This window comes from Streptomyces sp. NPDC048650, assembly GCF_043199095.1.
Classification (GTDB): Bacteria; Actinomycetota; Actinomycetes; order Streptomycetales; family Streptomycetaceae; genus Streptomyces.
In genome coordinates this window covers 1005711-1031796 of the sequence record NZ_JBICVM010000001.1, presented here as the reverse complement: position 1 = coordinate 1031796, position 26086 = coordinate 1005711, and the positions used below count along the sequence as shown (strand labels likewise).

Sequence of the window (26086 nt, the reverse complement as noted above, 5' to 3'; positions counted from 1 at the left end):
CTCAGGCGCCGCTCAGCTGCTTTTCCCCCTGGCCGCTCGGGGCGTTCTCCGGGTGGTGGCAGGCCACCTGATGACCGGTCCGCAGCGCGACCAGCGGCGGCTCGGTGGTGGCGCACTCCTCGGTCGCCTTCCAGCAGCGGGTACGGAACCGGCAGCCGGAGGGCGGGTTGATCGGCGAGGGCACATCGCCCTTGAGCAGGATCCGGTCCCGCTGGGTGCGCCGCTTGGGGTCGGGCACCGGAACGGCCGACAGCAGCGCCTTGGTGTACGGGTGCATCGGCGACTCGTAGAGCGACTTGCGGTCGCTGAGTTCCACGATCTTGCCGAGGTACATCACGGCGATGCGGTCCGAGACGTGCCGGATGACCGAGAGGTCGTGGGCGATGATGACGTACGTCAGGCCCAGCTCCTCCTGGAGGTCGTCCATGAGGTTGACGACCTGGGCCTGGATCGAGACGTCCAGCGCGGAGACCGGCTCGTCGGCGACGACCAGCTTCGGCTTGAGCGCGAGCGCGCGGGCGATGCCGATGCGCTGCCGCTGGCCGCCGGAGAACTCGTGCGGATAGCGGTTGTAGTGCTCCGGGCTCAGGCCCACCAGCTCCAGCAGCCGCTGCACCTCCTTCTTCACGCCGCCCTCGGGCTCGATGCCCTGGAGGCGGAAGGGGGTGGAGACGATGCCGCCGATGGTGTGCCGCGGGTTCAGCGAACCGTACGGGTCCTGGAAGATCATCTGGACGTCGCGACGCATCGGACGCAGCTTGCCCGACGACAGATGCGTGATGTCCTGGCCCTGGAACTCGATGGAGCCGCCGGTCGGCTCGTCGAGCCGGGTGATCAGCCGGCCCATCGTCGACTTGCCGCAGCCCGACTCGCCGACGACGCCGAGCGTCTCCCCGGGCCGGACCTCGAAGTCGATGCCGTCGACCGCCTGCACCGCCCCGACCTGACGCTTGAGGAGGCCCTTGGTGATCGGGAAGTGACGGACCAGGCCGCGGACGCGCAGCAGGGGCTCGGCCGCGGCGGACGGGTCCGCCGCGGGCTCGCCGTCCTGCTGGCGCGGGATCTTCTTGTTCTGCTCGTCTGTCGTCTCGGTCACAGCTTCGGCGCAATCTCTTCGGTCCAGATACGCTCCCGCTCCTCCGGCGCCATGTGGCAGGCGGAGAAGTGCCCGCCCTCGACCTGGCGCAGTTCGGGGCGGACCGTGCGGGTGAGGTTGTCCTTGGGGACGTCCGCGTACGGGCAACGGGGGTTGAAGGCACAGCCGGACGGGACGTTGATCAGGCTGGGCGGCGACCCCTTGACGGGGATCAGCCGCTCCGTCTGGTCGCGGTCGATCCGCGGCATGGAGCCGAGCAGCCCCCAGGTGTAGGGGTGCTGGGGCGCGGAGAACACCTTGTCCGCGGGCCCCCGCTCCACACACCGGCCGCCGTACATCACCAGCAGGTCGTCGGCGAGCTCGGCCACCACACCCAGGTCGTGGGTGATGATGACGACCGCCGAGCCGAACTCCTTCTGCAGGTCGCGGATCAGGTCCAGGATCTGCGCCTGGACGGTCACGTCCAGGGCGGTGGTCGGCTCGTCGGCGATCAGCAGCTCGGGGTTGTTGACCAGCGCCATGGCGATCATGGCGCGCTGGCGCATACCGCCGGAGAACTGGTGCGGATGGTCGTCCACCCGCTTGTCCGGCTGCGGGATGCCGACCCGGTCGAGCATCTCGATCGCCCGCTTGCGCGCCGTCTTCTTGTTGACGTCGTGGTGGACGCGGTACGCCTCCACGATCTGGCTGCCCACCGAATAGAAGGGGTGCAGCGCGGACAGCGGATCCTGGAAGATCATCGCCATCTGCCGGCCGCGCAGCCGGCGCACCTCGTCCGGCTCGGCGCCGACCAGCTCCTTGCCGTCCAGCCAGATCTCGCCGGACATCTGCACCTTGTTGCGCTGCTGGCGCGAGGCGCGGTGCAGGCCCATGACGGCGAGCGAGGTCACGGACTTGCCGGACCCGGACTCGCCGACGATGCCGAGCGTCTTGCCCTTCTCCAGGCTGAAGGTCAGCCCGTCGACGGACTTCACCAGGCCGTCGTCGGTGGGGAAGTGCACCTTGAGGTCGCGCACTTCGAGGAAGGCGGCGGGTGTGCCGGGCGCCTCGGGCTGCCGCACGGTCGCGGCCCCGGCGGCCGGAGCGGCCTCGGTCACGCTCGTGACAGCCGGCCCGGGCTCGGGCTCGGGGTCCGCCTCGGCGTCGGCCCGGGCCTCCGCCGTGGCGTCGGTCTCGGTGTCGGCCGTGCCCTTGGCGTCGGCCGTGGCCTCAGTCGTGGCGTCGGCCGTGGCGTCGGCCGTGGCGTCGGCCGTGGCGTCGGTCTCGACAGCCTCGGCGGTCCCGGCCTGCGCCGCGTCCGTCGTGGCGGCCTCGGCCGTGCCGGCGGCTTGTGCCGCCCCGGTCTTGTCCTCGGAGGAGTCGGTCACGAGAGCCTCACCCGCGGGTCGACGGCGGCGTACAGAACGTCCACCACCAGGTTGCATATGACGATGAAGAACGCGGCGAGCAGGGTGACGCCGAGAATGTTCGGCAGGTCGTTGGCGTTGATCGCCTCCACCGCGAAGGCGCCGACACCCTTGAGCGAGAAGACCTGTTCGGTGATCAGCGCGCCGCCCAGCAGCAGGCCCAGGTCCATGCCGAAGACGGTGATGATCGGGGTGAGCGCGGCCCGCAGGCCGTGCCGTACGACGACCTTGCGTTCGCGCAGACCCTTGGCGCGGGCCGTACGGATGTAGTCCTCGCTCAGCGTCTCCAGCATGCCCGCTCTGGTGAGCCGGGCATAGAGCGCGGAGTAGAGGAAGGCCAGGGTCACCCAGGGCAGGACCAGGGTCCGGGCCCACAGCAACGGATCCTCCAGCAGCGGGATGTAGTCGCTGCGCTCGAAGATCGGCCACTGGTAGGTGAACAGGGCCAGCGCCAGGGCGCCGGTGAAGAACATGGGCAGCGAGACGCCGGCCAGCGCGACGGTCATGGCGAACCGGTCGAAGAGCGAACCGGGGCGCAGCGCGGAGAGCACACCGGTGGCGACACCGGAGACGACCCACAGCACGGCCGCACCGGCGGCCAGCGACAGCGTCACCGGGAGCCGCGACTGGATTTCCGGCCAGACCTCGATATGCGTCTTGAAGGAGTATCCGAAGCACGGCACATGGCACCTGGCCGCTTCCGGACCGAATTTGTAGTCGACGCCGACGAAAATGCCCTTGATGAAGTCCCAGTACTGCTCGTACACGGGCTTGTCCAGGCCGAGATTCTTCTTCACCGCGGCGATGTCCGCGGCCGTGGGGGCCTTTCCGATGTACTGCTGGGCAAGCTGGTCGGTGCTCTGCCCGGCCATTTTCGGCAGCAGGAAGAAAATGCCGAATGTGACCGCGCTGACGATCAGCAGCAGGATCACTGCGCTGATCAACCTGCGGATGATGTACGAGAACACGGGGATGCGGCGTCGGCGCCGCGAGCCGGTAGCGACCGGCCCGCGGACACCAATGCCTTCACCTGCCTTCCAGGGCTGCTACTTCTTGACGCCGATGTTGAGGTAGTCGTACTCGCCACTGAAGGCCGAGGTGGACACCATGTTGGTGGCCTTGGGCGAGCGGTACATCAGGACCTTGAAGTAGGTGAGCGGCACGATCACCGCCTGCTCCATCGTCTTCTTGTCGATCTCGGCGTACGCCTTTTCCCGAGCGGCCTTGTCGGTGTTGGCGATGGCGCTGTTGAGCAGCTTGTTGATGCCCGGGTCGTCCAGCTCCGACAGGTTGGTGTTACCGGACTGGCTGATCGCCTTGCCGTTGAGGATCTGCTGCAGGTAGCCGTAGCCGGTCGGGAAGTCCGAGCCCCACTGCATCATGATGAGACCGACGTTGTTCTTCTTGTTGAACTTCGGCACACCCGCGTAGTCCGAGAAGTACTTGCTCGTCGGGTAGCTCTGGATCTTCGCCGTCACACCGATCTTCTTCAGCGACTCGATGACCGAGGTCGCCGCGTCCACCTCGTCCTGGCGGTCGTTGCGCGCCAGGATGGTGGTCGTGGTCTTGCCGGCGCCGCACTTCTTCCAGTGCTTCTGGGCCTCCGCCAGGTTCAGCTTGTCACCGCTGTACTTCTGCGGGTACTGGTCGAACTTCTGGTAGCCGTCGATGTCGGTCGGCAGCACGGTGGAGGCGATCTGGCCGCGTATCGGGCCGCCGAGCGAGGTCTGCACGGCCTTCTTGTCGATCGCGTACTCGACGGCCTTGCGGCACTCGATGTTGTCGAACGGCTTCACCTTGGTGTTGATCGCCGAGTAGACGAGACGCTGACCGAGCGCGTTGTCGGTGTTGCCCTTCTCCTTGGAGTCCGTCAGGAGCTGGGCCTGCGTCTGGCCGTCGACACCGCGGCCGGCCAGGTCGACGTGGGTGTTGCCGGACTGGAGGTCCTTGTCGATGGTCGACTGGGCGACCTTCAGCTTCAGGACGATCTTCTCCGGCAGCTGCTTGCGCAGCGGGTCGGTCTTCGCGGACCACTGCGGGTTGCGAACGAGGGTGAGCTGCTTGCCCTCCTCGTAGCTCTGGAACTTGTACGAGCCGGAGGAGACCACGGACTTGGTGTAGTCCGCGCCCTTGTCCTTGGCCTGCGGGACCGGCGCGGTCTGCGGGGCGCTGACGAGGTAGTCGAACTCCGCGAACGCCTGCTTGAGGTGGAAGACGATCGTGTGCTCGTCGGGGGTCTCGATGGACTTCAGACCGGCCTTGCTCTTGTCCTTGTAGGGACCCTTGTAGCCGCCGCCGTCGTTGTCCTTGAGGAACTGCTGGAAGTAGTTCGGGCCGAGCGAGAGCGTGTCACGCGCGAAGTTGCTGCGCTCGACGGCGTACTTCACGTCCTGCGAGGTGATCTTGGAGCCGTCGTCGTACTTCAGACCCTTGCGGATCTTGTACGTCCAGGTCTTGCCCCCGTCGGTGGGCTTGCCCATCGACTCGGCGAGGTCCGGAGCCAGCTCGTTCCCCTTCGCGCCGGCGCCCGGCTTGAAGGTGGTGAGCGGGCGCGCGTAGAGCCGGCTGAAGTTGTAGATGAAGGCGTAGTACGTGTTGCCCGGGTCGAACGACTCGGGGGCGTCGCTGATCGCGTAGTTGAGCGTGCCGCCCTTCGCGTCCGAGGCGTTGACGACGCCCGTGGTGGCGGCGTTCGCCGTGCCGGACTCGCCGTCGGAGCCCTTGCCCCCGCTGCAGCCGGCCAGCAGCAGGCCGGCACTGGTGATGGCCGCGATAGCCGCGACCGGAACTGACCTTCGCATCGTGGTCGGTATCCCCTTCGTTCGTCGAAACGTGAGCACTGCGGTTGAGGCGTCTGGGCGGGTGCCGGCGGAACTCAGCGGCTGCGCGGGTCCAGTGCGTCCCTCAGACCGTCACCGAGCAGGTTGAACGCCAGCACGGTGACGAAGATCGCGAGGCCGGGGACGATCATGTACTGAGGGTCGACCTCGTAGTACTTGACCGCCTGGTTGAGCATGCCGCCCCAGGACGCCTGGGGCGGCTGGATGCCGACGCCCAGGAAGCTCAGCGCCGCCTCGAAGAGGATGTTGGAGGGGATCAGGAGCGTCGAGTAGACGATGATCGGCCCCACCAGGTTGGGCAGCAGTTCACGGAAGAGGATGAACGGCCCGCGGGCGCCCATGCCGCGGGCGGCGTCCACGAACTCGCGCTCCCGCAGCGACAGCGTCTGCGCCCGCACGATCCGTCCCATGTACGGCCAGTTGAAGAAGCCGATCACGAAGATCAGGACGGAGATGTGCAGCGGCAGCCCCTCCAGGCCGAAGGCACCGCCCTGCAGCGAGGCGGAGATCGCGATGGCGAACAGCAGCAGCGGGAAGGCCAGGAAGACGTCCATCATGCGGCTGATGAACGCGTCCACCCGGCCGCGGTAGAAGCCCGCGACCACACCGAGGACGGTGCCGATCGCCACCGACAGCAGCGTCGCGCCGAAGGCCACGATCAGCGACACCCAGGAGCCCTCGATGATGCGGGCGAGCAGGTCGCGGCCGAACTTGGGGTCCACACCCAGGGGGTGATCGCCGCTCATGCCGCCGAGGTCGCCCTTGGGCAGCGTGGTGTTGGGGTCGATCAGACTCTGGTTGGGGCTGTCCGGGTCCAGGCCGAGCAGGGACTGGAGGGGACGGGAGAAAGCGGCGAGGACGACGAGCAGGATGACAACGATGGCGCCCGCTACCGCGACCTTGTCGCGGCGGAAGCGCAGCAGCGCGATCTGGCCGAGCGAGCGCCCTTCGATGCGCTTGCTCTCCACGCCTTGCAGCACCGCTTCCGGCTGCGCCTCGGCAGCCGCCCCGGTGGTCTCGATCGGTGCGGTCACGGTGCCTTTGACCCCTCTCGGCCGACGGTGGTCGGCCCATGCCCGCCGCGGTAGCGGCTTGGTTCACATCACTGGTGCACCGGCCGCCACGGACGCGGCCGAGCAGTTCGGACGGACGTCGCGGAAGGTGGCCCGGGAGGAAATCCGGGATGCGCGCGACGCCGGTTCGGATGATCGGTCGTACAAAGAGCCGAAGCTCTCTGTTGCCGGAGTCTTCATCCGATTCGCGATCACTCACCAGTCCTGGCGGTGAATGGATGCGTAACTGTGATGTGGTCCGCCGGGTTCCGTTATACGAACAGGGGTACCGGCTGAGCGGGTCGAGGGCCCACGAAAGGGGCGCGCAACCACGGTGCACTTGGGGTGAATTCACCCCAAGATCGGCGGCCGGCGGCGGCGCCCGCTGCTGACTTCGGTGTCAGTAGGCGCGCGGGTAGCCGTAGCCGTAGGACGGCGCCGGAGCGGGCGGGGCACCCGCGGGGCCGCCGTAGCCGTCGCGGTCGAAGAACGGGCGGGTGGAGGCGCGCATCCACATGCCGACGGGGTCGTATTCGTCGTTCATCGCGACCGTCGAGACGGGCAGACCGTCCGGCACCGCGCCGATCGACTGCTGAATCATCAGCCGCACCGAATCCACCGCCTGCTGCCCGGTGTCGTACAGATCCAGCCCGATCGCCAGATAAGGGGCACCGAGGGCCGGTTGCACCCAGGCCCGGCGCAACGACCGCACGGCGGGCGTCCGGTGGGCGTTCTGGGCGAGCAGGGCATAGAACTGCGGGATGTCGATGACCGGTTCGGAGAGCCGCAGCGGCCCGGCGGGCAGCCGGTCGAGGCCGCCGGCGATACGGCGCAGGTCCAGCCACGGAATGCCCACACCGCCACCGGGAGCGTGCGGATTCAGCCACAGCCCCCAGCGGTCGGGGAAGAGCGATGCGGCGATCTCGGGGCCGCTGACCAACTCGTGGTCGCGGTTCCAGCCGGAGGCGGCGAGCGCGGCGGCGGAGGTCACACAGGGCGCGTAGCCCAGCCCCTCGACCTCCATGTTCCCGTACTGCGCATCGGGTGTCCCGGCGCGGCCCTGCCACAGCAGCATCCAGACCTGCCCGGCGGCGAGCGCGGCCAGCAGCCCCTCGTAGGCGTCGTAGCGGTCGGGCGAGACCTGCTGCAGCATCTGCTCGACGTGGTCGGCCGCCGCCGCTCCCTGATGCGCACCCGCGCTCACGTGGTCCCGTCCCTTCTCCTCGGCAGGGCACGTGAGGTGCGCCCGCCCGTCATCCAACCAGCTTACGAGTGGTCCCGGGAGTAGAAGGGCCGCACGCGCTCCAGCATCCAGTCGGCCACCGGATCGCCCTGCGCGACGTCGAGCATGACGAGCTGGACGGGCCAGGGCACCGGCACCGTGCCGAGCGCATGCCCCAGGGCGTTCAGGACCGCTTCGCGGGCGGATCCGTCCTGCAGCGCCCCGGCGTCCGCCGCGACCTGAACTCCGACGAACAGCGCGGGCGTGTCGCCCTCGACACTTGCCAGGGCACGCCGGGCAGTCAGGACAATTGGGGTGCCGGAGAACTCGAGTCCGGCCGCGGCCAGGAAGTCGACCGGCTCCTCCTGCCAGTCCGGCTCGAAGAGCCGGACCCGGCCGCCGCTGGGCAGTTGGCCATCGGCCTCCGCGCGGCCCGCCCGGCACAGTTCGGCCACCGCGGGCGCCGGGAGGGGAACACCTATGGTGCCGTCCGGATTGACCGCGATCCCCATCTTCGGCGGCAGTCCGCGGGCGAACTCGCGGGCCGGGGCGACGGTGAACGGCATGTGCGCCCCGACGGCCTTCATGAACTCCTGCTCGGAGCTGAAGACCGGGACGTAGGCCAGGCCGGCTATCTCCACGGTGGGCAGATCCAGCCCGCGGGCACCCGGCCCCGCGCTCTGCGGGCCGCCGCCGTTGGGCAGCGGCACCCACACCCGGCTGCGGCCGAGGACCTCCACGATCCGGCCACCCGCGCCCGGGTGTCCGACCGCGGCCGACAGCACTTCTTCCAACTCGTTCGCCGGCCAGGCCAGCTGCGGTATCCCCTGCTCCGGAAAGTGCCCCTGCTCCGGAAATGTCATCTGCATCCACCCGTTCCGAACCGCGCCTTCTGGCCAACGACCCTAGACGAGGAAGCGGGCGGCACAACCCGCGGGGCGGCACCGGGCGACCGGCCCGTCCGCTCAGTCGAAACCGACCGTCCGCAAGGCGCCGGCCGCCCGCCGGTCCAGCAGCACCGCCGAGCCGAACCCCTCCGGCAACCGGCCCGCCCCGGCCGCCGCGACCAGCCCGCCCACCGCTCCCCGGTGGCGCGCGAAGGCGTACCCCGAGACCCCGCGCCCCCGCTCCTCCTGGCCGGACAGCGCCACCTCGGGCGGCACGTCGAGCAGCACCAGATGCAGCCCGCGGCCCCCGCGCCGGGCCGACCACGCGACCCAGCGGCGCACCCAGGCCAGCGTCCCGCAGTCGTGCACCACCACGCTGGTGCCCGAGCGCAGCGCGCGGTGCAGCCCGAGGTAGTGCGCGGCCCGGACCAGCGGGCGATAGAGGCCGTACGGCAGGCGGCGCAGCGGGCCGCGCTCCCAGCGCTCGCGGACGTCCTGCGAATCGATGCGGTGCACCGCGGCTCCGCGGGCGTCCAGCGACGGCACGGCGCGGTGCATCAGGGTGCTCTTGCCGCTGCCCGGCAGCCCGGAGACCACCACCAGGTCGCCCGCCGGGAAGCGCAGTTCCGCCGCCAGGGGGCCGGACCCGCGCAGGTCCAGGACGCCGTCGCCGGGCCGGAGGACGCCCCGGGAGGCGCGCCGCGGGCGGTGTGCCGGCGGCGGCTCCTCGGGAGCGGCCCCTGATGTTGTCGCGAATGCGGTTTCGCGGTGCACCGTGATCGCCCCTCCCGGTCCGGTTCGGCGCCGGTTCGGCCCCGTTCCCACCTCGCAGAGTGTCAAGAAAAGGTAATGGACATCAAGGCGATTGTCGGATCTGTCCAGCTCGTGGGCCGGTCGACGACCGCCCCTCCTCGATCGGGCGATCCCGTGCAATGATGTCGGCGCCACGTGCGCACCTCTGCTCACCTGCGCACAGCCAACTGCATACCGGCCGCTTGAATCCGCGCGGGAGAGTCCCCGGCCGCCACGGCGGGGCGCCGAAGGAGCAAGTCCTCCCTTGAATCTCTCAGGCCCCTATACCGCGCGGGCGAGGCAGATCTGAAAAGCGAGCCACTGCCCGGTCGACGGGGCGGCTCCACCCAAGGTGCAAACCGGGTCCGTTCGCGGGATCCCGGTGAACCTCTCAGGTTCCGATGACAGATGGGGAGAACGTCTTGTCACCCATGCCTGGGAGCCCAGAACCATGACTGATGCCCCCCGCCGCACCGCGCTGGATGCCACCCATCGCGCGCTCGGCGCGACCATGACCGACTTCGCCGGCTGGGACATGCCGCTGCGCTACGGCAGCGAGCGCGACGAACATGTCGCCGTCCGCACCCGCGCCGGCCTCTTCGACCTCTCCCACATGGGCGAGATCACCGTCACCGGACCGCAGGCCGCCGACCTCCTGGACTACGCCCTGGTGGGCAACATCGGCGGCGTCAGGACCGGCCGCGCCCGCTACACCATGATCTGCGAGGCCGAGGGCGGCATCCTCGACGACCTGATCGTCTACCGCCTCGCCGACCAGGAGTACATGGTCGTCGCCAACGCCTCCAACGCCCAGGTGGTGCTGGACGCGCTGGCCCACCGGCAGGCGGGCTTCGACGCCGCGGTGCGCGACGACCGCGACGCCTACGCCCTGCTCGCCGTCCAGGGACCGGAGTCCCCCGGCATCCTCAAGCGCCTGACCGACGCCGACCTGGACGGCCTGAAGTACTACGCGGGTCTGCCCGGCACCGTCGCCGGGGTGGACGCGCTGATCGCCCGTACCGGCTACACCGGCGAGGACGGCTTCGAGCTGTTCGTACGGCCGGCGGACGCGGTCGCCCTCTGGGCGGCGCTGACCGAGGCGGGCAAGGACGCCGGGCTGGTCCCGTGCGGGCTGTCCTGCCGCGACACCCTGCGCCTGGAGGCGGGGATGCCGCTGTACGGGCACGAGCTGACCACCGCGACCACGCCGTTCGACGCGGGCCTGGGCCGGGTCGTGAAGTTCGAGAAGACCACCAACGGCGGCGACTTCGTGGGCCGCGCCGCGCTGGCGGCGGCCGCCGAGCGCGCCGAGACCAGCCCGCCGCGCAAGCTGGTCGGACTGATCGCCGAGGGCCGCCGGGTACCGCGTGCCGGGTATCAGGTCGTCGCCGCCGACGGCACGGTCATCGGCGAGGTCACCTCCGGGGCACCGTCCCCGACGCTGGGCAAGCCGCTCGCCATCGCCTACCTGGACGCGGCCCACGCCACGCCGGGCACCGAGGGCGTCGCCGTGGACATCCGGGGAACCCACGAACCGTACGAGGTCGTGGCGCTGCCCTTCTACAAGCGCCAGAAGTAGCGGTCCCGCGCCGGGAGCGGCACCCTCCGCCGTCTCACTGGGCAAGACCCCATTCACGATCACACCCTCGCGTACAGGAGAATCGAGCCATGAGCAACCCCCAGCAGCTGCGCTACAGCAAGGAGCACGAGTGGCTGTCGGCCGCCGCGGACGGCGTCTCGACGGTCGGCATCACCGAGCACGCCGCCAATGCGCTCGGCGATGTCGTCTATGTGGAACTTCCTGAGGTCGGCTCGACGATCACGGCGGGCGAGACCTGCGGTGAGCTGGAGTCGACCAAGTCGGTCAGCGATCTCTACTCGCCCGTGGACGGCGAGATCACGGAGATCAACGAGGACGTCGTCGCCGACCCCTCGCTGGTGAACTCCGCCCCGTTCGAGGGCGGTTGGCTGTTCAAGGTGAAGATCAGCGGCGAGCCGGGCGAGCTGCTGTCGGCCGACGAGTACGCCGCCTTCACCCAAAGCTGAGCCTTCCGGCTCTCCCCGCCACCGCCCGATCGGAAGCGCTCCGCGCCCCCTGACCCCTCCAGGAAAGACTCATGTCGCTTCTCAACAGCTCCCTCCACGAGCTCGACCCCGACATCGCCGCCGCCGTCGACGCCGAGCTCCACCGCCAGCAGTCCACCCTCGAGATGATCGCGTCGGAGAACTTCGCCCCCGCCGCCGTCATGGAGGCCCAGGGCTCCGTCCTCACCAACAAGTACGCCGAGGGCTACCCCGGCCGCCGCTACTACGGCGGCTGCGAGCACGTCGATGTCGTCGAGCAGATCGCCATCGACCGCATCAAGGCGCTCTTCGGCGCCGAGGCCGCCAACGTCCAGCCGCACTCCGGCGCGCAGGCCAACGCCGCCGCGATGTTCGCGCTGATCAAGCCGGGCGACACGATCCTGGGGCTGAACCTCGCGCACGGCGGGCACCTGACCCACGGCATGAAGATCAACTTCTCCGGCAAGCTCTACAACGTGGTGCCCTACCACGTCGACGAGAAGACCAACCTGGTCGACATGGAAGAGGTCGAGCGCCTCGCCAAGGAGCACCGCCCGAAGCTGATCGTGGCCGGCTGGTCCGCGTACCCGCGCCAGCTGGACTTCGCCGAGTTCCGGCGCATCGCCGACGAGGTCGGCGCGTACCTGATGGTGGACATGGCGCACTTCGCCGGTCTGGTGGCCGCGGGTCTGCACCCCTCCCCGGTGCCGCACGCCCACGTCGTGACCACCACCACCCACAAGACCCTGGGCGGCCCGCGCGGCGGCGTCATCCTGTCCACCCAGGAGCTCGCCAAGAAGATCAACTCTGCGGTCTTCCCCGGTCAGCAGGGTGGCCCGCTGGAGCACGTCATCGCGGCGAAGGCGGTCTCCTTCAAGGTCGCGGCGTCCGAGGAGTTCAAGGAGCGCCAGCAGCGCACCCTGGACGGCGCCCGCATCCTCGCCGAGCGTCTGGTCCAGCCGGACGTCACCGAGGTCGGCGTCTCCGTCCTGTCCGGCGGCACCGACGTCCACCTGGTCCTGGTCGACCTGCGCAACAGCGAGCTGGACGGCCAGCAGGCCGAGGACCGCCTCCACGAGGTCGGCATCACGGTCAACCGCAACGCCATCCCGAACGACCCCCGCCCCCCGATGGTCACCTCCGGGCTGCGCATCGGTACGCCGGCGCTGGCCACCCGCGGCTTCACGGTCGAGGACTTCCGCGAGGTCGCCGACGTCATCGCCGAGGCGCTCAAGCCGTCGTACGACGTGGCGGCGCTGAAGGCCCGGGTCACCGCGCTGGCGGACAAGCACCCGCTGTACCCGTCCCTGTGACGGTTGCCACTCCGTAAGCACCAGCCGCGAGCCCGGGGCCGGACACCCGCCCCGGGCTCGCGGCCGGTCCGCGGCCGCGCCATCCGCCGTTACCCCTGCCGACGGCCGTCCGCCGGGTCCCGTCCGTGGGCTGCCGTCGCCGTCCGCGTTACGCTCGAAATCCGGCGCAGAAACGTACCTGCTGCCGTATGGGCTCCACCCCCGGCCCCACCGCGCAACCGCTCCACCATCCACCACGAGCAGCCAAGGGAGTCCGCAACCGTGGCCATCTCCGTCTTCGATCTCTTCTCCATCGGCATCGGGCCCTCCAGCTCCCACACCGTCGGCCCGATGCGCGCCGCCCGCATGTTCGTGGGCCGGCTCAAGAAGGACGGCCTGGTCGCCCAGACGGCCTCGGTGCGCGCCGAGCTCTTCGGCTCCCTGGGCGCCACCGGCCACGGCCACGGCACCCCCAAGGCCGTGCTGCTCGGTCTGGAGGGCCACTCCCCCCGCACCGTCGACGTGGAGAGCGCCGACGACGAGGTGGAGCGCATCCGCCGCACCGGCCGGCTGCGCCTGCTCGGCGCCGAGATCGGCGCCGCCCACGAGATCGACTTCGACGAGAGCCGCGAGCTGATCCTGCACCGCCGCCGCTCCCTGCCGTACCACGCCAACGGCATGACCCTCTTCGCGTACGACGCCGGCGGCGCCCCGCTGCTGGAGAAGACGTACTACTCGGTCGGCGGCGGCTTCGTCGTCGACGAGGACGCGGTGGGCGAGGACCGGATCAAGCTCGACGACACGGTGCTCACGCACCCCTTCCGCACCGGTGACGAACTGCTGCGCCTCTCCCACGACACCGGCCTGTCCATCGCCTCCCTGATGCTGGAGAACGAGCGGGCCTGGCGCACCGAGGACGAGATCCGCGCGGGCCTGCTGGAGATCTGGCGTGTCATGCAGGGGTGCGTGGAGCGCGGGATGTCCCGCGACGGGATCCTGCCCGGCGGCCTCAAGGTCCGCCGCCGCGCCGCCACCGCCGCCCGCGCCCTGCGCTCCGAGGGCGACCCGCTCGCGCACGCGATGGAATGGGTCACCCTCTACGCGATGGCCGTCAACGAGGAGAACGCCGCCGGCGGCCGGGTGGTGACCGCGCCCACCAACGGCGCGGCCGGCATCATCCCCGCGGTCCTGCACTACTACGTCAACTTCGTGCCCGGCGCCGACGAGGACGGCGTGGTCCGCTTCCTGCTCGCCGCCGGCGCCATCGGCATGCTCTTCAAGGAGAACGCCTCCATCTCCGGCGCCGAGGTCGGCTGCCAGGGCGAGGTCGGCTCGGCCTGCTCGATGGCGGCCGGCGGCCTGGCGGAGGTACTGGGCGGCTCCCCGGAGCAGGTGGAGAACGCCGCAGAGATCGGCATGGAGCACAACCTCGGTCTGACCTGCGACCCGGTCGGCGGACTCGTCCAGATCCCGTGCATCGAGCGCAACGGCATGGCCGCCGTGAAGGCCGTCACCGCCGCCCGGATGGCGCTGCGCGGCGACGGCCGCCACCACGTCTCCCTCGACAAGGTCATCAAGACCATGAAGGAGACCGGCGCCGACATGAGCGTCAAGTACAAGGAGACGGCGCGGGGCGGGCTCGCGGTCAACATCATCGAGTGCTGAGCCGCCCGCGCGCCCGCAGGGTCGTGGACGGCTCCGGCTATCTGCCGATCTCCCAGGCGAAGGGCGGGAGTTCGCTCGCCCGGGAGTAGATCTCCAGGGCGCAGGCCGCCGGGACGAAGGGGTGCACCCGAGCGCCTTCGAGACCGGCCAGGAGCCGGGCGCAGTGGTGGACGCAGCCGGCCACTTCGCGGCCGTGGCGGTCGAGGATGGTGGCCGCGTCGGGCGGGCCCTCGCACCCGGTCGGGTCCTTGTCGGCGGCCGCCGCGCAGCGGCCCGGTACGCGGTCCGCCGGCGGGACCGCCGGCGGGTTCGTGACGTGCTCGGTCCGGCGTTCCATCGGCGTCCCCCTGGCGGTGCGGTGATCGCTTGCGCGGGCGGCCCACGGGCGCCCACGTCAGTGCTGCTCCGCGCGGAGCGGGTCCATGCCCGCTTGGGGAAGAACTGGTCCTATCGTCAGCTATTCATGGCGTGCGGGGGCGCCGTCCGCCGGATCCGGCGGCGGCAGGGCGAAGGGTTCGAGGAGCAGCGCCAGGGACAGCACGGCGGCGGCCAGGAGCCAGCCGGCCAGGACGTCGCCCGGCCAGTGGACGCCCAGGAAGACGCGGGTGGCGCCGACGGCGAGGGTCCACAGGGCGAGCACCGCGCACCAGGTGCGGGCGGTGCCGGGGCCGGCCCGGTGCACGATGCCCCAGGCCAGGAGCCCGGCCGCCAGCGCGGAGGTGGTGGCGTGCCCCGAGGGGAAGGCGTAGCCGGTGGCCTGCCCGGCCCAGTCGGCGACGGGTGGGCGGGGGCGGGCGAGGAGTTCCATCAGCCCGTAGCGGATCGCCTGGCCGGTCGCGAGGACGGCCACGGCGCAGGTGACGGCGCGCAGCCGGCGCGGGGTGTCCCGCCCGGCCAGGAGCCCGGCGAGCACCGCCATCAGATACGGGACGGGGCCGGTGCCGGTCGCCGTGACGGCGCGGGCGAGGGAGCGCAGCGGCTCGCCCCGGTGTGCGGTCGACCAGTGGTGGGCGGCCCGCTCGGGGGCGAGCGGGGCCCCGTGGCGTACGGCCGAGACGACGGCCATGGCGGCGAGCAGCCCGGCGCAGAGCGCGGCGAGGACGAGGAGCGGGCCGGGCCGGTGCGGGCGCCGCCCCGTCGCCGTCACCGCGCGGCCACCAGGGGGCGCAGCCGGCCGGCGCGGACGTGGTCGACGGCGGGCGCCGCACGGCGGGCCAGGGGCGTCAGGGCCCATGCGGCGAGCGCGCCCGTTATCAGGCCGGCGGCGACGTCGTGCGGGTAGTGGGCGCCGACCCAGACGCGCGAGGCCCCCATCAGGAGCGCGGCCGGGACCGCGATCCGGCCGAGTCGGCTGCCGCACAGCACCAGGGCGACCGCGGCGGCCGCGGCGATGGCGGAGTGGTTGCTCGGGAAGGACCAGTCGCCGATCCCGGGGCACGCCTCGACGGTGGCCACATGGAGCGTCTGGCAGGGCCGCTGCTCGTCGACGAAGCTCTTGATCATGTCGTTCGCCAGATAGGCCGCGACCACCACCGGCGGGGTGGCCAGCACCATCGCCATCCGGCGGGAGTCGGCATGCCGGGCCCGCCACCAGGCGCACAGCATCAGGATCGCGAACAGGCCCAGGCCGTAGTCGGTCCCGTAGGCCACGAGGGTGTTGACGGCGTGCGGGGCGTGCTGTGCCAGACCCGTGATCGAGGTGTACAGCCCGCCGTCGATGGAGGCTCCGCCGAGGGCGAGGTCGTGCATGGGTGGTTCTCCTTGGCGGCGGGCCGGACCGGGCGGGGCGGGCCGGTTCGGTTTTCGGGTACGGGCGGGTTTACTGGGGCGAGCCCGCCGTGCGGGCCCACCGGACGACTACAGTCACGTAGACGGTAGCGGTCCTCGGAACTGTAGACGACGATCTGGTGAAGGGCGTTCCATGTCGCAGACATCACCCGTGCCACGGCGCCCCGCCGGCGCGCTGGAGGCCAGTGTGCTGGCGGCGCTCTGGGCGGCCGAGGGGCCGCAGACCCCGGCCGAGGTGCAGTGCGCGCTGGGCGGGCTGCTCGCCCGCACGACCGTCACGACGATCCTCACCAGGCTGTACGGCAAGGGGACCGTTGCACGGTCCCGCGCGGGGCGCGGGTACGTCTACTCGCCGATACAGGACTCCGCCGGGCTGACCGCCCGCCGGATGCGCAGCGAGCTCGACAAGCAGGACGACCGGGGCACCGCGCTCGCCCGGTTCGTGTCGCAGCTGACGACGGAGGACGAGCGACTGCTGCGGTCCCTCCTCGACGAGGCGGACGGCACCCCGGGCGCCGGGCCGGGCGCCGGGCCGGGCGACGGGCCGGGCGCCGGGCCGGGCGACGGCGGGGGCACCGACCCCGGAGCCGCCACGTGATCATCGCCGTCTGGATCCCGCTGCTGGTGCCGCTGCTCGCCGTACCGGTCGCCCGGCTGCTCGCCGAGTCGCTGCCGCCGCGCGCCGCCGCCTGGCTGCTGACCGGCAGCGCCGTCGTCCTGGCCGGGTGCGCGATCGCGGCGCTCGGACTGCTGGCCGCCGCCGGAGCGCTGCGGCTGCCCGCGGTCGCCGCCCTCGACCACGTCCCGTTGCACCTGCTCGGCCGGGCCCCGGTCCCGTACGCACCGCTGGCCTGCGTCGCGGGCGCCCTGCTGGCCGTCGTCGCCGCGGCGGCCGGCCGTCGCGCGCTGCGCCACCGCGCCGAGCTGCGCAGCGCCCGGCGGGCCACCGAGGCCCACGTCGGCGCCGGTGACCTGTGCGTCCTGCCGGACCCGGCGCCGGACGCGTACGCCCTGCCGGGGCGCCCGGCGCGCGTCGTCGTGACCTCCGGGATGCTGCGGGCGCTGGCACCGGCCGAGCGCGACGCCCTGCTGGCCCACGAGCGCGCGCATCTCGCCGGCCGCCACCATCTCTTCCTGCTCACGGCCGCGCTGGCGTCGACCTGCCATCCGCTGCTGCGGGGGCTGCGCGCACCGCTGGCGTACGCGCTGGAGCGCTGGGCCGACGAGACGGCCGCCGCGCGGGTGGGCGACCGGCGGCTGACGGCCCGTGCCATCGGCCGCGCCGCCCTCGCCGGACCGCGCCCCGCGACACCGCACCGCCCGGACGCCACGCTCGCGGCCACGGCGGGCCCGGTGCCGCGTCGCGTCGCCGCGCTGCTGTCCCCGGGCCGCCCGGCGCCGCGTTCGCGGGCGGGCGGCCGCCGGCTGGTCGCGGCCGCGCTGCTCGCCTGTGTGGCGTTCTCGGCGGCCGGTGCGCTGGACGCCGCTCAGGACCTGCACCGGACGGTGGAAACGGCCCAGGACGCCACGGAGCGGTGAGGCCGGGCGCTCAGCCGCCGGTGTCCTGCTCGCCGGCCGCCCGGCGGCCCCGACCCACCGTGAAGCCGAACAGCGCACCGCCGTCGGGCCGACGGCTCGCGAAGGCGTGCCCGCCGTGCGCCGTGGCGATCTCGCGGACGATGGCCAGGCCCAGGCCGGAGCCCGGCATGCCGCGGGCGGCCGGCGCCCGGTAGAAGCGGTCGAAGACGCGGGTGACGTCGGACTCCGCGATACCGGGTCCGCGGTCGAGCACCTCGATCCGGGTGCCGGTCACCCTGACCTCGATCGGCCCGGTGCCGCCCGCGTCGAACTTCGCCGCGTTCTCCAGGAGGTTGGTGAGCGCGCGGTGCAGGGCGACCGGCCGGCCCTCGACCTCGGCCGGGCGGTTGGTCCGTACGGTGATCTCCCGGCCCGTACGGCGGCGGGCGGAGGCAGCGGCCTTCTCGGCGACGTCGGCGAGGCGAACCTCGCCGAGCGGGTCGTCGCCCCGCCGGCCGGCGGCCAGGCTCACCAACTCGTTGACCAGATGCGTCAGTTCACGGGCCTCGCCCGCCAGGTCGGCGAGGAGTTCCTCGCGTGCGTCGGGCGGGAGGTCCTCGAACCGCTTCAGCAGCGAGATGTTGGTCCGGAGCGAGGTGAGCGGGGTGCGCAGTTCGTGGCCGGCGTCCTGGACGAGCCGCTGCTGGTCCTCGACCGCGTTGGCCAGCCGCCCGAGCATGTCGTCGAAGGCGCGGCCCAGCCGGGCGACCTCGTCGCGGCCCGCCACCGGCACCGGGACGTCCAGCCGCCCGTGCTCGGCCACGCTCTCGGCGACCGAGGTGAGGCGGACCAGCCGGCCGGTGATCCGGCGGGCCAGCCACCAGCCGACCGCCCCGGACAGCGCGATGACCGCCGCCGCCAGCAGGGCGGTGCGCTGCTGGAGCGCCGCGAGCAGGTCCTCGGTCTCGCTGAACTTCTGGGCGACCTGCACCGCCCCGCGCCCGCCGCCCAGGGCCACGGTCGCGACGTGGTACTCGTCGTCGCCCACCGACGCCTCCCGCTGCACGTACCGGCCCGCGTGCTGCTCGGCGGCGATCCGGCGTTCCCCGGAGCCGACCGGGAGCAGCGGGCGCCCCAGGTCCACGACCCGGCCGCCGGCGCCCAGGACCTGGACATCGGTGCGGGTGGGGCGGGTGAGGTCGTCGCGCGGCCCGTCGTGGTCGGGGTCGGCGGTCACGTAGTCGCCGGGCCCGAACGGCTTCTCCCGCACCTGGGTCCGCAGGTCCCCCACGACCTCGGAGAACACCGACTTCTCGTCCACCCGCACCAGCCTGGCCGCCGCGTCGTAGCTGAGGAATCCCACGAGGACGGTCACCGCCGCCGCGCCGGCGGCGAAGGCCACCGCGAAGGCGGTGCGCAGGCTGGCCGGCTTGCGGGTGCGCAGCCAGGCGCTCAGCCGGTGGACCGGGCGGCGGGCCCGGTCGGCCAGGGGCCCGCCGCGGCCACCGGGCGCGGACACCTCAGTCCTCCCGGAGGACGTAGCCGACGCCCCGCACGGTGTGGATCAGGGGCCGGCTGCCGGGGACGTCGACCTTGCGCCGCAGATATCCCACGTAGACGGCGAGGTTCTTCGAGCCGGGGCCGAAGTCGTAGCCCCAGATCCGGTCGTAGATCGTCGAGTGGTCCAGCACGATCCCGGCGTTGCGCGCGAGCAGCTCCAGCAGCTCGAACTCGGTCCGGGTCAGCTCCAGCTCGCGCTCCCCGCGCCAGGCGCGGCGCGAGGGGCCGTCGATGCGCAGGTCGGCCGCCTCGACCACGCCGCTCTCCGCCGCCCGGCCGTCGTCGAACGGCCCGTCGTCGCTCCGCTCGCCCTCCGCCCGGGGCCCGGCCGCCGGGGTCGTCCGCCGCAGCAGGGCCCGCAGCCGGGCGAAGACCTCCTCGACCTCGAAGGGCTTGACGACGTAGTCGTCCGCACCGGCGTCCAGGCCGGCGATCCGGTCGGCGGTCTCGACCCGGGCGGTCAGCATCAGGATCGGGGTGCGGTCCGCTTCGGCACGCAGCACCTGGCACACCTGGAGGCCGTCGATCCCCGGCATCATCACGTCGAGCAGGATCACGTCCGGCCGCTCCCGGTGCGCCGCGGCGAGCGCCTGGATCCCGTCGGCGACGGCGGTGACCCGGTACCCCTCCAGGGTCAGGGCGCGCTCCAGCGCGGTACGGATGGGACGGTCGTCCTCGGCGAGCAGTACGGAATGGGTCACCCGGCAAGTCTGCCAAGGCCCCGGAGGTGCGGGCGCCGGGTGAGGGAGCGGCGGGCCCTTTCTCACCCGGTCTTACCCGACTCTCACCCGTCGCTCTTACCGGCCTCTCACCAGGACCACGCCGTCGGCTTACCCCTTACCGGGAACGTTGCCCGGTGCCGGACCGGCCGGCCACGGCGAAGGGCCCGCCCGAAAGGCCCCGGGAAGACACCGGATGAAGATCACCCTGCTGCTGCACAACGCGTATGCCATAGGCGGTACCGTCCGCACCACCCTCAACCTGGCCGCGGCCCTCGCCGGCCGGCACGAGGTCGAGATCGTCTCGATGCTGCGGCACCGCGAGACACCGCGGTTCACCGTGGATCCCCGGGTGCGGCTGGTCCCCCTGGTGGACACCCGGGTCGGCAGCGACGACATGGCGGACCCGCTCTTCGACGAGCCCGCCCGGGACTTCCCCGCCGCCGAGAAGCGCCACCCTCAGTACAGCCGGCTGGTCGATGTCCGGGTGGCCGACCTCCTGCGCACGACGGACGCGGACGTCCTGGTCGGGACCCGGCCCGGCATCAACGTCTACCTCGCCCGCTTCGGCCCGCGCCGGGCCCTGCGGATCGCCCAGGAACACCTGCGGCACGACGCGCACAGCAAGCGGCTGCGGGCCGAGCTCGCCCCCCACTACCGGACGCTGGACGCGCTGGTCACCACGACCGAGGCCGACGCCGAGGTCTACCGGGCCCGGATGCCGCTGCCGGGCGTCCGGGTGCTGTCCGTGCCCAACATCGTGCCGGAGCCGGTCGGGCCGTCCGCCGAGGGCACCGCCAAGGTCGTCGCCGCGGCCGGGCGGCTGGTCCACGGCAAGCGTTTCGACCTGCTGATCGAGGCGTTCGCCGCGGTCGCCGCCAAGCACCCCGACTGGCGGCTGCGGATCCACGGCGGCGGCGAGGAGCGGGCCCGGCTCCAGGTGCTGATCGACGGGCTGGGGCTCGCCGGACGGGCGGAGCTGACCGGGCCGCGGTCACCGATCGAAGCGGAGTTCGCCAAGGCGTCGATCGTCGCGTCGGCCTCGGATGCGGAGTCGTTCGGCATGACCCTCGTCGAGGCGATGCGCTGCGGCGTGCCGGTGGTGAGCACCGACTGCCCGCTCGGCCCGGCCGAGATCATCGACAGCGGTACGGACGGCCTGCTGGTGCCTCGCGGTGACGGGCGGGCGCTGACGGAGGCACTGCTGGAGCTGATCGAGGACCCGGAGCGCCGCCGCCGGATGGCCGGTGCGGCGCTGCTCAGCGCCCGCCGCTACGACCCGGAGCCGATCGCCGAGCGCTACCGGCTCCTCTTCCAGGAACTGCGGGCCACCCGGCGCAGCCGGGCCGGACTCCGGGTGCTCGGCCGCGCCCGGGGGCGGCTACGGGGTCTGCTGCGGCGCATCCGGCGGGCGGGGCACGCCGCGGGCTGAACCGGCACCGAAGCAGGCGGGGCCGGTCCGGTGGGCGGGACCGGCCCCGCCGCTCAACCTCCCGCCGCCGCACGGAAGTTCCGCACCGCGGGAAATCCACGACCGCCGGAACCTGCCCGCTTCCGGAACCTCCCCGCTTCCGGAACCTCCCCGCCGCCGGAGGTCCCGTTTCCGGAGGTTCCCCGTTTTCGGAACATCCCTGCTTTCGGAACTTCCCCGCGTCCGGAACTTCCCTGCCGCAATCTGGCGTCCTGGGACATGAACATGCTGAACTGCGGGAACCGCAGTGATGTTCCCCGCAGTTGACGCAGACGACGCATCGAATCGCAGGTCCGAAACTCAGGTCCGAAACTCAGGTCCGATCGGCAGGAGGCCGCGCATGCTGCATGGTGTCGATGTCAGTTCCTACAACACCTCGTATTCCACCGCGGGGCTGGACTTCGTTTTCGTCAAGGCCACCGAAGGCCGCTCGTACATCAACCCGCACCAGTCCGCGCAGGCGGCGAAGGCCCGTAAGGCGGGCTGTGTGGTCGGCTTCTACCACTTCCTGTGGCCGGGGAACATCGCGGCGCAGGCGAAGTACTTCGTCGAGAAGTGCGCCTCGGTCCAGGGCGACATCCTGGCGGCCGACTGGGAGCGCACCGGCGAGGGCACCTACGCGAGCAATGCGCAGAAGGACCAGTTCCTGCTGGAGGTCAAGAAGCTGCGGCCCACGCACCGCGTGATGCTCTACTGCAACCGCGACTTCTGGCTCAACCACGACACCACGTCCTATGCGGCGGACGGGCTGTGGATCGCCGACTACGTCTCCGCCGGGCACCCGCGGATCAAGGCGAAGTGGCGCATCCACCAGTACACCGACCGGCCGCTGGACAAGGACGTCGCGGACTTCTCCAGCAAGGCCGCCCTCAAGAAGTGGGCGCACCCGGCATAAGGTTTCCTCCGGCGGCGTCATGCGCAGGACCGGACCGCCGGCCCTGCGGACACCGCCGGCCCCATCAGCACCAGGCGCACGACCGGCGTACGGCCGACGCCCCCACAGACGACGAGGAGCAGCCGTGACCGATCCGGCGGCCAACGCCCTGCAGCAGGAGATCGCCCGGGAACTCCAGGTGAGCGCGGCCTTCGAGGCCGAGCGGGAGATCGAGCGCCGGGTGACGTTCCTCACGGAGCGGCTGACCTCCACCGGCCTGCGCTCCCTGGTCCTGGGGATCAGCGGCGGCGTCGACTCCACGACCACGGGCCGGCTGTGCCAGCTCGCCGTCGAGCGGGCCCGTGCCGCCGGCCACGACGCCACGTTCTTCGCGATGCGGCTGCCGTACGGCGTCCAGGCGGACGAGAAGGACGCCCAGCTGGCGCTGGAGTTCATCCGCGCCGACCGGGAGCTGACCGTGGACATCGCGCCCGCGAGCGACGCGGCGCTGGCCGCGGCGGTGGACGGCGGCGTCGCCTTCCGTGACGACCGTCACCAGGACTTCGTCCAGGGCAACATCAAGGCCCGGCAGCGCATGATCGCCCAGTACGCGGTCGCGGGCGCCCAGGACGGCCTGGTCGTGGGCACCGACCACGCCGCCGAGGCGGTCTCCGGCTTCTTCACGAAGTTCGGCGACGGCGCGGCCGACGTGGTGCCCCTGACCGGGTTGACCAAGCGCCGGGTGCGCGCCGTGGCGGAGGCCCTCGGCGCACCGTCCGAACTGGTCCGGAAGGTCCCGACGGCCGACCTGGAGACGCTGGACCCGGGCAAGCCCGACGAGGACGCGCTCGGTGTGAGCTACGACCGGATCGACGACTTCCTGGAGGGCAGGCCGGTCCCCGCCGCCGACTTCGAGGCCATCGTGCGCCGCTACCGCCTGACCGGACACAAGCGGGCGCTGCCGGTCGCCCCCTGAGGCCGCGCGCCCCCGACCGACATCCGCCGTCCAGGCCCCGGTCACCGCCCGGGTGCTAGATCGTGGGCCCGAGCGGGCATGCATGCGGCCATGGGAAGCCGCGAAGTGCGATCGCAAGATCAACTGTCAGTGGGGACGCCTACGCTCCACGGCATGGGCCACGCAGACCTGCGCGAACTCCAGAACGCGCTGACCACCGCCTCCGACCTCGCCACGTCCCTCCAGCACACCCCGACCCGACACGACGCCGACCAGCTCGTCGACGTGCTGCGCCGGGCGCTGGCCGCCGCCGGATCGCTGGGTGCCGTCACCGGGCCGACCGGCTGCGCCGACCACCCCAACGGCGCGGTCGACCCGTTGTACGGCGACCCGGAGGACCCGCTTCCGCCCGGGTACGGCAAATGCCTGCTCTGCAACGACCGGCGGCGCCGGGCGGACGCCCACGGCCCGCACCCGCATCTGCGCCCCCGCCGCCCGCACCTGCAACTGCACCGGCGGCGACGGCAGAGCGCGTAGCGTCCGGCCCGCCGCGCCGCCGGGCGGCGCAGGGCCGCGGGGCCGTCGCCCCGCGGCTCAGCGCCGGTCGTCCGCGCCCGGCGCCCGCTTCGGCGGCCGCAGCGCGATCCGCGCCAGCACCCCGGCCACGACCAGTGCGGCCACGGCGACGAGCACGACGTCCGGTACGCCGTTCCCGATCCGCGCCGCCCATTCCTCCAGCCCGAACTCGGCGTCCGCGTCGAGGATTCCCGGCAGCGCGCTGGTCCCGTTGAAGCGCAGGAAGAGCACGCCGATGCCGAGGAAGAAGACTCCGGACAGCACCGAGGTGGTGTGCAGCCGCAGCCTGCCGAGGGTGAACTCGCGGCCGCGCAGCCAGCCGCGGCCACCGAGCCGGAAGCGGTCCCACAGCAGCGCCAGGACGAACAGCGGAAGCGCCATGCCCAGCGCGTAGACGGCCAGCATCGAGGCGCCGTGGACGGGTGAGCCGCTGAGCGCCGTCACCGTCAGCACCGCGCCGAGGATCGGGCCCGCACAGAAGCCGGCCAGGCCGTAGACACAACCGAGGAGGAAGGTGGAGACGGCCGTGTGCGGCGTGATCCGGGCCGCGGCGGCCTGGGCGCGCCGGGAGGCGAAGCCCAGGCCCAGGATCTGGGCGACGCCCATCGCGATGACGACCCAGCCGCCGACGGCGATCAGCAGGTCGCGGTGGCCGTTGAACAGCCGGCTGGCCGCCGTGCTGGCCGCGCCGAGCGGGACCAGCGTGGTGGCGAGTCCCAGATAGAACACCCCGGTGCGGGCCAGCAGCCGCCCGGTGTCCGCCAGTGAGTAGGCGAAGAAGGCCGGCAGCAGCAGCGCGCTGCACGGACTGAGCAGGGCGAGCGCGCCGCCGAGGAACGCCGCAAGATAGCCGATGTCGGTCACTTCGCGGCCGCCCGGTTCTTCGCCGCGCGGGCCGCGGCGTCCTCGACCGCCTGCGTGAAGACCTCGGTGGGCTGGGCCCCCGAGACCGGCCGCCCGTTGATCAGGAACGACGGCGTGGACTGCACGCCGAGCTCGTAGCCCTCGTCCTGGTCACGCTTGACGGCGCGGTCGGCGGCCGCGCTGTGCAGGTCCGTACGGAACCTGCCGAGGTCCGTCACCCCGCTCGCGCGCGCCATGCGGACGAGCTCGTCCTCGGCGAGCGCGTCGCCCTTGCGGGTCTTGGCGTAGAGCTCGTCGTGCAGCTGCCAGAACCTGCCCTGCCGGCCGGCGGCCCAGGAGGCGCGGGCGGCCCGCTCGGAGTCGGCGCCGTAGAGGGTGAAGTTGCGGAACTCGATGCGCAGGGTGCCCGCGTCGACGTACTTCTTGATCAGCTCGGGCTGGGTCTCGCGGGTGAAACGGCCGCAGAACGAGCACTGGTAGTCGGCGTACTCGACGAGGAGGACGGGGGCGTCCTGCCGTCCGACGGCCAGCGGGTCGCCGTGCTCGCGCCGGGTGGTCTGCCGGGCGAGGCGGTCGAACATCTTCTGCTGTGCGGCGTCCTCCTGCGGCTGCACGGAGGCGGCGGCCTCGGGTCCGCCGGTGCGGCCGGCGTCGCGGCCGCCCTCGACGGCCTTCCCGACGGCGACGGCAATCGCGACCACGGCCACGACGAGGGCGATGACCGCACCGATGGCGGCCAGTTTGCGGGCGGGTGAGGCGGCGGAGGGCGGAGGAGGGGAAGACGGCATGCCGGAGCTCCAGACGTACGGAGAAGGGGATTTCGGCCGGGCGCGCGGTGCGGCGCCGACCGGGAAGGTGTCCTCCGGGTCAGCCGGGCTCTCGGGCCCGGGTGATCCGGAAGGTCCGCCTAAATCCGCAGTACGGGCAGGAGCTCGGTGTGCTCGGTGACGGGTGTGCCGCCGGTGGGCGGCCGGGCGAGTGCGTACTGCACCGCGCCGTCGGCGGCGTGCGGCGCCGGGCCGGTGGCGGTGGGCGCGAGCGGCTCGCCGCGGTGCGGGGCGGGCAGCGGGACGGACTCGTCGGGTGCGGGGGCGTCCTGGTGGGAGCAGCGCTTGGGTGCGTCGGCGACGGCGACCCTCGCCCCGGCGGCGGCCGCCCGGACGCTGTCCGCCGCGGCCCGGGCGTGCCGGTCGGGTGCCGCGGTCGTCGCCGTCCGCCCCGCCGGCCCGGTCGGGTCACCGCCGGTCGGGTCCGCGCCGGTCCGGCACAGCATCGGGCCGAAGGTGACCGCGAGGAGGAGCAGCAGGATCAGCGCCGGCGACCGGCGCACACGGCGCAGTCGGCACATGTGCCCCTCCCTCCTCCGACGGCCCGGCGACCCGTCCGGCAGTTCCGGCCCGCGGGCACGACCGGCCCGCGCGCATGAACAGCCCATCCTACGGACC

At 72.3% G+C, this 26086-nt stretch carries 26 protein-coding genes and 1 riboswitch; of the genes, 10 read left to right on the top strand and 16 right to left on the bottom strand.

Annotation, left to right across the window (positions count from 1 at the left end; translation table 11 throughout):
- Position 1: 1 nt before the first annotated feature.
- The 8 genes from ACGFML_RS04745 to ACGFML_RS04710 form a co-directional block, all read right to left on the bottom strand.
- Positions 2-1096: an ABC transporter ATP-binding protein gene (locus ACGFML_RS04745; RefSeq protein WP_393539953.1), complete on the bottom strand. Its 1095-nt coding sequence runs from the start codon at positions 1094-1096 to the stop codon at positions 2-4.
- Positions 1093-2463 (bottom strand): ABC transporter ATP-binding protein, encoded by a 1371-nt coding sequence (locus tag ACGFML_RS04740; protein ID WP_393539951.1) that lies wholly within the window; start codon positions 2461-2463, stop codon positions 1093-1095. The genes ACGFML_RS04745 and ACGFML_RS04740 overlap by 4 nt, the downstream gene beginning before the upstream one ends.
- Entirely contained in the window at positions 2460-3470 is a 1011-nt protein-coding gene (locus tag ACGFML_RS04735) for an ABC transporter permease (protein ID WP_393539949.1), read from the bottom strand. Before ACGFML_RS04735 ends, ACGFML_RS04740 begins: the two co-directional genes overlap by 4 nt.
- Before the next feature lie 78 nt (positions 3471-3548).
- Positions 3549-5303, bottom strand: coding sequence for an ABC transporter substrate-binding protein (locus ACGFML_RS04730; RefSeq protein WP_393539948.1), 1755 nt, complete (start codon positions 5301-5303; stop codon positions 3549-3551).
- Between the two features lie 74 nt (positions 5304-5377).
- Complete coding sequence (locus ACGFML_RS04725) at positions 5378-6376, bottom strand: ABC transporter permease (protein ID WP_393539946.1); 999 nt, start codon at positions 6374-6376, stop codon at positions 5378-5380.
- A 418-nt stretch (positions 6377-6794) separates the two neighbouring features.
- Positions 6795-7598 carry an enhanced serine sensitivity protein SseB C-terminal domain-containing protein gene (locus ACGFML_RS04720; RefSeq protein ID WP_393539945.1) on the bottom strand — a complete coding sequence of 268 codons (804 nt, stop codon included), beginning with the start codon at positions 7596-7598 and terminating at the stop codon, positions 6795-6797.
- A 62-nt stretch (positions 7599-7660) separates the two neighbouring features.
- Positions 7661-8479, bottom strand: coding sequence for an enhanced serine sensitivity protein SseB (locus ACGFML_RS04715; RefSeq protein WP_393539944.1), 819 nt, complete (start codon positions 8477-8479; stop codon positions 7661-7663).
- Between the two features lie 102 nt (positions 8480-8581).
- Positions 8582-9283, bottom strand: a complete 702-nt coding sequence (locus ACGFML_RS04710; protein WP_393540417.1) for an AAA family ATPase — start codon at positions 9281-9283, stop codon at positions 8582-8584.
- A 216-nt stretch (positions 9284-9499) separates the two neighbouring features.
- Positions 9500-9595, top strand: a riboswitch (glycine riboswitch).
- A 151-nt stretch (positions 9596-9746) separates the two neighbouring features.
- On the opposite strand from ACGFML_RS04710, the gene gcvT reads away from it, so the two are divergent.
- From gcvT to ACGFML_RS04690, 4 genes are all read left to right on the top strand, one after another.
- Entirely contained in the window at positions 9747-10874 is a 1128-nt protein-coding gene (gcvT, locus tag ACGFML_RS04705) for a glycine cleavage system aminomethyltransferase GcvT (RefSeq protein ID WP_393539943.1), read from the top strand.
- Positions 10875-10963: 89 nt separating this feature from the next.
- Positions 10964-11341, top strand: a complete 378-nt coding sequence (gcvH, locus tag ACGFML_RS04700) for a glycine cleavage system protein GcvH (protein ID WP_393539942.1) — start codon at positions 10964-10966, stop codon at positions 11339-11341.
- A gap of 71 nt (positions 11342-11412) precedes the next feature.
- Positions 11413-12672 (top strand): serine hydroxymethyltransferase, encoded by a 1260-nt coding sequence (glyA, locus tag ACGFML_RS04695; RefSeq protein ID WP_393539941.1) that lies wholly within the window; start codon positions 11413-11415, stop codon positions 12670-12672.
- 261 nt (positions 12673-12933) lie between these two features.
- On the top strand, positions 12934-14316 hold the full coding sequence (locus ACGFML_RS04690; protein ID WP_393539939.1) for an L-serine ammonia-lyase: 1383 nt from the start codon (positions 12934-12936) through the stop codon (positions 14314-14316).
- 37 nt (positions 14317-14353) lie between these two features.
- Here the strand turns inward: ACGFML_RS04690 and ACGFML_RS04685 are convergent, their stop codons facing one another.
- The 3 genes from ACGFML_RS04685 to ACGFML_RS04675 all read right to left on the bottom strand — a co-directional run bounded on the left by ACGFML_RS04685 (position 14354) and on the right by ACGFML_RS04675 (position 16065).
- On the bottom strand, positions 14354-14653 hold the full coding sequence (locus ACGFML_RS04685) for a hypothetical protein (protein ID WP_393539937.1): 300 nt from the start codon (positions 14651-14653) through the stop codon (positions 14354-14356).
- Positions 14654-14773: 120 nt separating this feature from the next.
- The gene (locus ACGFML_RS04680; protein WP_393539936.1) at positions 14774-15463 is read right to left on the bottom strand and encodes a phosphatase PAP2 family protein; all 690 of its coding nucleotides are present in this window, start codon (positions 15461-15463) and stop codon (positions 14774-14776) included.
- On the bottom strand, positions 15460-16065 hold the full coding sequence (locus ACGFML_RS04675) for a phosphatase PAP2 family protein (protein ID WP_393539934.1): 606 nt from the start codon (positions 16063-16065) through the stop codon (positions 15460-15462). The genes ACGFML_RS04680 and ACGFML_RS04675 overlap by 4 nt, the downstream gene beginning before the upstream one ends.
- Positions 16066-16237: 172 nt before the next feature.
- Here ACGFML_RS04675 and ACGFML_RS04670 point away from each other — a divergent pair, with 172 nt between their 5' ends.
- Both ACGFML_RS04670 and ACGFML_RS04665 read left to right on the top strand, forming a co-directional pair.
- Positions 16238-16702 carry a BlaI/MecI/CopY family transcriptional regulator gene (locus ACGFML_RS04670; RefSeq protein ID WP_393539932.1) on the top strand — a complete coding sequence of 155 codons (465 nt, stop codon included), beginning with the start codon at positions 16238-16240 and terminating at the stop codon, positions 16700-16702.
- Positions 16699-17643: a M56 family metallopeptidase gene (locus ACGFML_RS04665; protein ID WP_393539930.1), complete on the top strand. Its 945-nt coding sequence runs from the start codon at positions 16699-16701 to the stop codon at positions 17641-17643. Before ACGFML_RS04670 ends, ACGFML_RS04665 begins: the two co-directional genes overlap by 4 nt.
- Positions 17644-17653: 10 nt before the next feature.
- On the opposite strand, the gene ACGFML_RS04660 is transcribed toward ACGFML_RS04665, so the two are convergent.
- Both ACGFML_RS04660 and ACGFML_RS04655 read right to left on the bottom strand, forming a co-directional pair.
- Entirely contained in the window at positions 17654-19141 is a 1488-nt protein-coding gene (locus tag ACGFML_RS04660; RefSeq protein WP_393539927.1) for an ATP-binding protein, read from the bottom strand.
- A gap of 1 nt (position 19142) precedes the next feature.
- Positions 19143-19883: a response regulator transcription factor gene (locus ACGFML_RS04655; protein WP_393539925.1), complete on the bottom strand. Its 741-nt coding sequence runs from the start codon at positions 19881-19883 to the stop codon at positions 19143-19145.
- 214 nt (positions 19884-20097) lie between these two features.
- On the opposite strand from ACGFML_RS04655, the gene ACGFML_RS04650 reads away from it, so the two are divergent.
- From ACGFML_RS04650 to ACGFML_RS04635, 4 genes are all read left to right on the top strand, one after another.
- Complete coding sequence (locus ACGFML_RS04650; protein ID WP_393539923.1) at positions 20098-21333, top strand: glycosyltransferase family 4 protein; 1236 nt, start codon at positions 20098-20100, stop codon at positions 21331-21333.
- Positions 21334-21712: 379 nt separating this feature from the next.
- The gene (locus ACGFML_RS04645; protein ID WP_393539921.1) at positions 21713-22267 is read left to right on the top strand and encodes a GH25 family lysozyme; all 555 of its coding nucleotides are present in this window, start codon (positions 21713-21715) and stop codon (positions 22265-22267) included.
- A gap of 124 nt (positions 22268-22391) precedes the next feature.
- Positions 22392-23222: an ammonia-dependent NAD(+) synthetase gene (nadE, locus tag ACGFML_RS04640; protein ID WP_393539919.1), complete on the top strand. Its 831-nt coding sequence runs from the start codon at positions 22392-22394 to the stop codon at positions 23220-23222.
- A gap of 153 nt (positions 23223-23375) precedes the next feature.
- Entirely contained in the window at positions 23376-23738 is a 363-nt protein-coding gene (locus tag ACGFML_RS04635) for a hypothetical protein (protein WP_393539917.1), read from the top strand.
- A gap of 57 nt (positions 23739-23795) precedes the next feature.
- Here the strand turns inward: ACGFML_RS04635 and ACGFML_RS04630 are convergent, their stop codons facing one another.
- The 3 genes from ACGFML_RS04630 to ACGFML_RS04620 form a co-directional block, all read right to left on the bottom strand.
- Positions 23796-24641, bottom strand: a complete 846-nt coding sequence (locus tag ACGFML_RS04630; protein WP_393539915.1) for a cytochrome c biogenesis CcdA family protein — start codon at positions 24639-24641, stop codon at positions 23796-23798.
- Entirely contained in the window at positions 24638-25429 is a 792-nt protein-coding gene (locus ACGFML_RS04625) for a DsbA family protein (protein ID WP_393539913.1), read from the bottom strand. Before ACGFML_RS04625 ends, ACGFML_RS04630 begins: the two co-directional genes overlap by 4 nt.
- 119 nt (positions 25430-25548) lie before the next feature.
- Entirely contained in the window at positions 25549-25989 is a 441-nt protein-coding gene (locus tag ACGFML_RS04620) for a hypothetical protein (RefSeq protein ID WP_393539911.1), read from the bottom strand.
- Between the last annotated feature and the right edge of the window lie 97 nt (positions 25990-26086).

Coding starts and splice junctions, on each gene's coding strand:
- ACGFML_RS04625 (WP_393539913.1), bottom strand. CDS start 25,429: ATGCCGTCTTCCCCTCCTCCGCCCTCCGCCGCCTCACCCGCCCGCAAA.
- ACGFML_RS04715 (WP_393539944.1), bottom strand. CDS start 8,479: ATGACATTTCCGGAGCAGGGGCACTTTCCGGAGCAGGGGATACCGCAG.
- ACGFML_RS04635 (WP_393539917.1), top strand. CDS start 23,376: ATGGGCCACGCAGACCTGCGCGAACTCCAGAACGCGCTGACCACCGCC.
- ACGFML_RS04675 (WP_393539934.1), bottom strand. CDS start 16,065: ATGCACGACCTCGCCCTCGGCGGAGCCTCCATCGACGGCGGGCTGTAC.
- ACGFML_RS04685 (WP_393539937.1), bottom strand. CDS start 14,653: ATGGAACGCCGGACCGAGCACGTCACGAACCCGCCGGCGGTCCCGCCG.
- glyA (WP_393539941.1), top strand. CDS start 11,413: ATGTCGCTTCTCAACAGCTCCCTCCACGAGCTCGACCCCGACATCGCC.
- gcvT (WP_393539943.1), top strand. CDS start 9,747: ATGACTGATGCCCCCCGCCGCACCGCGCTGGATGCCACCCATCGCGCG.
- gcvH (WP_393539942.1), top strand. CDS start 10,964: ATGAGCAACCCCCAGCAGCTGCGCTACAGCAAGGAGCACGAGTGGCTG.
- ACGFML_RS04650 (WP_393539923.1), top strand. CDS start 20,098: ATGAAGATCACCCTGCTGCTGCACAACGCGTATGCCATAGGCGGTACC.
- ACGFML_RS04730 (WP_393539948.1), bottom strand. CDS start 5,303: ATGCGAAGGTCAGTTCCGGTCGCGGCTATCGCGGCCATCACCAGTGCC.
- ACGFML_RS04670 (WP_393539932.1), top strand. CDS start 16,238: ATGTCGCAGACATCACCCGTGCCACGGCGCCCCGCCGGCGCGCTGGAG.
- ACGFML_RS04645 (WP_393539921.1), top strand. CDS start 21,713: ATGCTGCATGGTGTCGATGTCAGTTCCTACAACACCTCGTATTCCACC.
- ACGFML_RS04620 (WP_393539911.1), bottom strand. CDS start 25,989: ATGTGCCGACTGCGCCGTGTGCGCCGGTCGCCGGCGCTGATCCTGCTG.